The sequence below is a fragment of the Alcanivorax sp. 1008 genome (assembly GCF_020667895.1).
GTDB lineage: Bacteria > Pseudomonadota > Gammaproteobacteria > Pseudomonadales > Alcanivoracaceae > PGZG01.
This window is the reverse complement of record NZ_JAFMPS010000048.1, coordinates 1-6,220: the sequence shown is the minus strand read 5'-3', so window position 1 is coordinate 6,220 and position 6,220 is coordinate 1. Positions and strand designations below refer to the sequence as shown.

Sequence of the window (6,220 nt, the reverse complement as noted above, 5' to 3'; positions counted from 1 at the left end):
CGCGTTCTTCAACATGTTTGCGATAGGCTTCAAGCACAATATTTCCCTCGTCTGCTGTTTTGATTTCTTTTGGAAATCAAATGATTAGGGTTAATTCCGGGGGTGGCAAAACGGCGCGATTATAGAGTAAAGCCGGTGCGCTTGGTAGCGAGGGGGCAGAATAAACGTCATTAATGAAGTGATACCCGCTATTCAGGGAAGGTGATAGTGGTGATGGGTGCACATGATCCCCGTCAGCCGATGGCCAGCCGCCGTGCCTGAAATATCTCAAGTTTGTGTAAGGGCGCCAATGTCCTCTTCTCCGCCGTAGCATTCCTTGCCAGCCTTCCGGCTCACGAATGTGGCTGGTTCAGGGAGAGCTGGAAATGGCAGGGAAGATGTCAGGTACGGCGCGTGTGGTGGTGCTTTTATTGACGCTGCTGGGAGCAGGTAGTGGCCAGGCCATTAACGTGGCGCCGCTGGTTGGGGATTGGCAATACAGCCATGTCCGTTGTAACGAGACCATCTACGGATTCACGGATCCGTTAGAGGCCCAAGCCAATGGCATGCTCTACCACTACAACGCCTGTGGTGATGCCAAGCTGGAGTCTCAGGGGAGCTGGGGGACCACGGCGGAGCCGCAATTCGGTGCGTGTGGCAGCACCAGAAGATATCCACGCTTTAAAATGGGCATTGAGAATATCAACGTGCGCCATCCGCGGGTGCAGTTCTGCTATCCGAATGTCGTTGATAGTTTTGCTCTTTATCGTGAACGCTCCGTGTTCTGCCCGGCGGGCTATCAGGCGGCAGGTAACGTTTGCACTCCCATCGAAGACCTGCAGCCGGAGAAGAATGCCGGGCCCGAGTGCCCCTCCAATGGCTCAAACCCCATCAATGGGGCCACCGGCAATAAATACCAGCGCGAGACAGATCTGGCCACTATGCCCGGCGGGTTGGAGTTTGTTCGTCATTACAATAGCTATCAGGTGCTGCCGGCCGGATTGAATGAGCCTGGACTGCCGTTGAACTGGCGACACAATTATTCGCGTGCCGTGATATTGCGTGTCGGTGTGGTCTCCACGGCAATGGTGTCGCGACCTGACGGGCGGGCCTGGAGCTTTACCCTGAATGAAGACGGTGTCTGGCAGTCAGATGCGGATGTACCGGGACAGTTAGCCGCTCAACGGGAGGGCGGTGATATCGTCGGCTGGGTCTATCGCAACAAGAATAATGAGACGGAATACTACAATGGCGACGGGCGGCTGCAACGTATCGTCAGCCCGGAAGGCTTATCACTGGTGCTGTCGTATCAGGATGAACGGCTGATAACTGTGGCTGACCGCCATAACCATCAGTTGCGGTTTTACTACTATCCGCAAGGACACGAACACGAAGGTCTACTGGCGGAGATGATCGGCGCGGATGGCGCGCGTTGGCAGTATCACTACGACGAACACGCCAACCTGACCGGGGTTCAGTATCCGGGGTCATCAGCGCAGCAATCGTTGCGGCACTATCATTACAACGAGCCGGCCCATGCCCAGGGCGCGGATCTGCCCAACGCGCTGACCGGCATCACTCTGGAAACCGGGCGGCGTTACGCTACCTATCAATACGACATCGAAGGGCGCGCGGTTTCCAGTGAGCATGGCTTCATGCAGGCGAACCGCACCCGTATCAATTATCACAGCGATGGCTCGCGCACGATAACCGATGCCCTTGGCAAGGAGCGGCAGTACGACTACGAGAATCACCTTGGTGTGGCTCGAGTAACTGACATCTCTGCGCCCTGCACCCAATGTGGCGCACAGGGTGAGCAGCGGCGCTATGACATCTTTGGCCGCGTTACTTCGCAAACAGATTTTCGTGGCTATGAAACCCGATACCGCTATCAGGACTTTGCACGGCCGGATCTGGAAACCACGCGCATCGAGGCCGTTGATACGGCTCAGCAGCGCACTGTAACCACACAGTGGAATGCTCTCTGGCGTCTGCCGGCGCAGCGAGCTGAGCCGCAGCTGCTTACTCGCTGGCACTATCAGGGCGATGCGGGAGTGGATTGTGGCGGATCGCCGGGAGCACTGTGTCGACTGGAACAATGGACGACAGGTGACCTGGACGGTGCTCAGGGGCTTGATGTCGAGCTGACTCATAACCCCCGAGTAACCCGCTGGCAATATGTGCCCGCAGATAGCGAAAGCGCAGCCGCCGGATTGTTGCTGTCGGTAGATGGTCCGCGTGAAGATGTTTCTGACCTGCAGTACTACGAGTACGACTATGACACGGGCTACATGATCGCCAGTGTCAATGCACTCGGCCATCGGACGCGCTATGAGGATCATGATGGCTGGGGTAGGCCGGCGCGTGTTATTGATGCCAATGGTGTCGTTACTGAGCAGCACTACCATCCGCGCGGCTGGCTGTTGCAGAGAGTGATCGGTGATGCAGTGACTACGCTGGATTACGATGACGCGGGCCAGCTGATCAGAGCGGGCGATCCACAGGGAGTCGAAAGCTACTTCGATTATGACGACGCCAGACGTCTTGTCGGTATCCGTGATGGTGATGGCAATCGCATCCGTTACGTTCTCAATGCGTTGGGAGAACGCGAGCAGGAAATTATTGAGGACGCCCAGGGTAATCTGCTGTCTTCGCTGACCCGGGAGTTTGATCATCTAAACCGGCTTAATACGTTGATTGATGGAGAAGGCGGCCTTACCGACTACGACTATGATGCCGCCGGTAATCTGATCCGGCAGCAATCTCCGGAACAGCGTGTCACTGAGTATCAGTACGATTCATTGAACCGCATGGTGAAGATTATTGATGCATTGCAGGGGGAAACCGGCTTCGCCCGTGATGGCGCCGGGCGTACTACCAGTGTTGTCGATGCTAATGGGGCTGCAACCAGCTATCAGTATGACGGCTTTGGCAATCTGCTCAGTCAGCTAAGCCCGGACACCGGCGCAACGCAGCACCAATATGATCAGGCGGGCAATCGCCTGCGTACCACCGACGCGCGCGGCATCATCGTGGTGTATCAATATGACGCCCTGAACCGACTAGTCAGCCTGCAATATCCTGATGCCGTCCATGATGCCTATCTTGTGCACGACCAGAGTGCCAATGGCATTGGCCGGCTCAGCTCCATTGAGGAGCATGGTCAGGTGCTGCGCTTCAACTACGATCCACGCGGAAGTCTGGCCAGTCAGCGGGTAGAAACTGATGGCGCTGTGTTCGAGGTCGGCTACCAGTATGACCTGGCCGATCGGATAGTTTCTTTGCAATATCCGTCCGGTGCGCATGTTGTTTATCAGCGTAATAGCCAGGGGCAGGTGGCAGGAATCGCCGTGCGTCTGGCCGATGGCCGTGATGTCGAGATAGCCAGCCAGATACGCTATCGACCATTTGGTGGACTGCTTCAGTTGGTGCATGGCAATGGCATTATGCTGAGCCGCGATTATGACCTTGCAGATCGCCTGATCCGGCATGCCGAAGTCCCGGTTCTGGATCTCGCCTTTGGCTATGATCAAGACGGCAATCTTTTGTCACGTGCGGCATCAAGCACCCAGCTGGAAAACTACCAGTATGATCCATTGAGCAGGCTCGTAAGCGCGCAGGGCGGGTTCGGCAGTCGTGGATATGACTACGACGCCGTGGGCAATCGTCTGCTACTTTCCATTCAGGCGGCGGATGCTGGTAGTGCAACTAGCGAGGCTACATATATCTATCAGAATGCCAGTAACCGGCTGCTTCAGGCGACGGGGCAGAATTATGAATATGATGCTGCCGGTAACCCACTGACAATCGGTGACCTGCAGCATGAATATGATGATCGCGGTCGCCTGCAAGCCATTTCTCGCGGCGGTGAGTTGATAGCTCGTTATCAATACAACCTGCTTGGCCAGCGCACCGTAAAAATCGCCCATGGTGATGGTGGCGCTACAGCCGATTGGCATGGTGCTCAGGCGGAACTGGCGCAGGCAGAAGTGGCAGCGATCTCGGCTCAATTACTGGCTTTGGACATCGAATATGCATCTGAACAGGCTGCGCGTCAGGCGGCATTAAATCTTGCTGCCCAAGGCCAGCTTGCAGCACAGCAGGCACAACAGGCGGCCGCGACATTGGAGCAGCAGTCTGCCGAGCAGTTGCTAATGGCGGAGCAGAGCCGCATTGCTGCCGCAGAACAACAACGCCTTTCCGATGAGGCGCTGGCAGCACGCTCGGACAATTGGTTAGGGTGGTTGGTCAACTGGTGGTACGAACTTCGTTCAGAACGCTATCTTGAAGAAGCCGATCGGCTAATTGCGCAAGCAAATGGCTACCAGCTTGAAGCTGATGCTTTACAGCAGCAGGCCGATGCACAACGGCAACTGTCTGAACAGCAGCTCGCTAAGGTCATCTTTCAAAACCAGGTTGCACAAGCGAGTGATGCAGCGATGGCCAGTATTGACAATGCGCGGCAGCAAAGCCAGACAGCATTATCGGAGGCCATGGCTCGGGCAGAGTATCATTTGGCACAGGGGGAGCTGCCACAAACTGAAGATCAGATACAGCGATTTATTTACAATCAGGATGGCCTGCTCATTGGAGAATATCAAAGTGATGGCGCGCCAATTCGCGAGTATGTCTATCGCGACAACACACTCGCTGCGCTGCTGGACTATCGTGATGATGCCAACTCCCCCGAAGTCTACTGGTATCACACGGATCATCTCGGAACGCCTCAAGTGGTTACTGATCAACAGGGAAATATCGTCTGGCAAGCCCGCTACAGCCCCTTCGGAACGGCGGAAATACAGGTATCGCTTATTGACCAGCCACTACGTTTCCCGGGGCAGTACTTTGACGAGGAGAGCGGCCTGCATTACAACTACTTCAGATACTATGACCCGGCAACCGGCAGGTATTTGCGCAGCGATCCGATTGGTTTGGATGGTGGGGTTAATACTTATGCCTATGTCCAGGGGAATCCGGTGGGATTCTCTGATCCATCGGGTCTTGATAGAATTTGTGGTCAAGGGAAGACTTGGATTCCAAGTAGGCAGACATGTATATCAAACCACAAGGACTATGAAACTGCTTGCTTTGATGCTGATTGCAATATTTATCCTCCAACAAAGAATAGTCAGTGTATGAGAGATTGCATGAACAGGAAGCCGGATGAGCCTTGGTACTGCTCCATGATGTCGAGGGGTTTTTCGATTGCATGTGATTTGACAGACATGTGGATGAAGTGTGAGTCGAAATGCAATGACGAAATGAAGTGCGGGATACGAGAGTAGTATGGAGAAGATAATGAATAAAGTAATTAATGTATTTTTAATATTCTTATTGATGTCTTCAAAATGCTTTGCGGAGTGGAGGCCAGAGCCAAAATTTGACATTGAGGGGGCGAGCTATATTGAGACATTGACCTTTATTTCTGGATTTTCATATGCGCTTTCTTATTATATTTCCTATTCAAACAGTGCGGGAAAAATAATGAAGAGCATTTGTATTGAGCCGCGTCATATAACGTCACAGCTCTTGATTGATCTGGCAAATAGGAATTTTTCTGGCAGCATTTCGTCGGAAGAATTTTCAGCATATATAGTTGAGGCTATGTCAATAGAGTACTCGTGTGATGTTGAGTAGTATTAATATTAAAAATATTATATATATTTCTTTTGGTTTTATTTTTGATCGTTTTAATTTTATATAAAGTTATTTTTCGTGTCTTTTGTTTCATTATTAGTAGGCTTCTTTTCTTCTTCTTTAATATCGAAGAATGCTTTTAATGAGGCTCTTGCCGGGTTTCTTCTTGATACGAATCTTAGGGTGTATCACGAGATTGAAAACTTGGAAGCTTGTCTTGATAAGAGCTGTATTGATTCGGCGAAGGATTATGTAGGGCTTATAAAGGGAGGAGTCGGCGCAGGCGTTTACTCATACTACGAGATCGCGGATAAAGGGACAGGGGATAAAATATTTTCAAGGTACGGGTATGAGACTGGCGACTTTTTAACATACCGCGAGTTGCATGAGTATAGAATTGCTGAGTGTCCATAATTTGTATCGGTCGTCCTGAGTAACTCATCGAGCTGGCCGATACGGGTTCTTCGGCAACTCCGAAATCTTCTTCCTGCGAAACCGCTTGTAGTTCCAGATGTATTGCTCCGGTGCCTCGCGGATTAGCGCTTCGATGGAGCGGTTCATGGCTGCCAGTGAGCTATCAAGCTCGGCATCGTAGATGGCGGGA

Annotated in this window: 3 protein-coding genes; all 3 read left to right on the top strand. The window is 52.6% G+C overall.

From position 1 onward, the window contains the following. Positions 1-365: 365 nt before the first annotated feature. The 3 genes from J1C54_RS16020 (at position 366) to J1C54_RS16010 (ending at position 6,030) form a co-directional block, all read left to right on the top strand. Positions 366-5,264: an RHS repeat-associated core domain-containing protein gene (locus J1C54_RS16020; protein ID WP_229149910.1), complete on the top strand. Its 4,899-nt coding sequence runs from the start codon at positions 366-368 to the stop codon at positions 5,262-5,264. Between the two features lie 13 nt (positions 5,265-5,277). Then, positions 5,278-5,616 (top strand): hypothetical protein, encoded by a 339-nt coding sequence (locus J1C54_RS16015; RefSeq protein ID WP_229149909.1) that lies wholly within the window; start codon positions 5,278-5,280, stop codon positions 5,614-5,616. 78 nt (positions 5,617-5,694) lie between these two features. Next, positions 5,695-6,030, top strand: coding sequence for a hypothetical protein (locus J1C54_RS16010; protein WP_229149908.1), 336 nt, complete (start codon positions 5,695-5,697; stop codon positions 6,028-6,030). Positions 6,031-6,220: the final 190 nt, after the last annotated feature.

What these genes read in the sequence shown, in the direction of transcription:
- J1C54_RS16015 (WP_229149909.1), top strand. Translation starts at nt 5,278, where the DNA reads ATGAATAAAGTAATTAATGTATTTTTAATATTCTTATTGATGTCTTCA.
- J1C54_RS16020 (WP_229149910.1), top strand. Translation starts at nt 366, where the DNA reads ATGGCAGGGAAGATGTCAGGTACGGCGCGTGTGGTGGTGCTTTTATTG.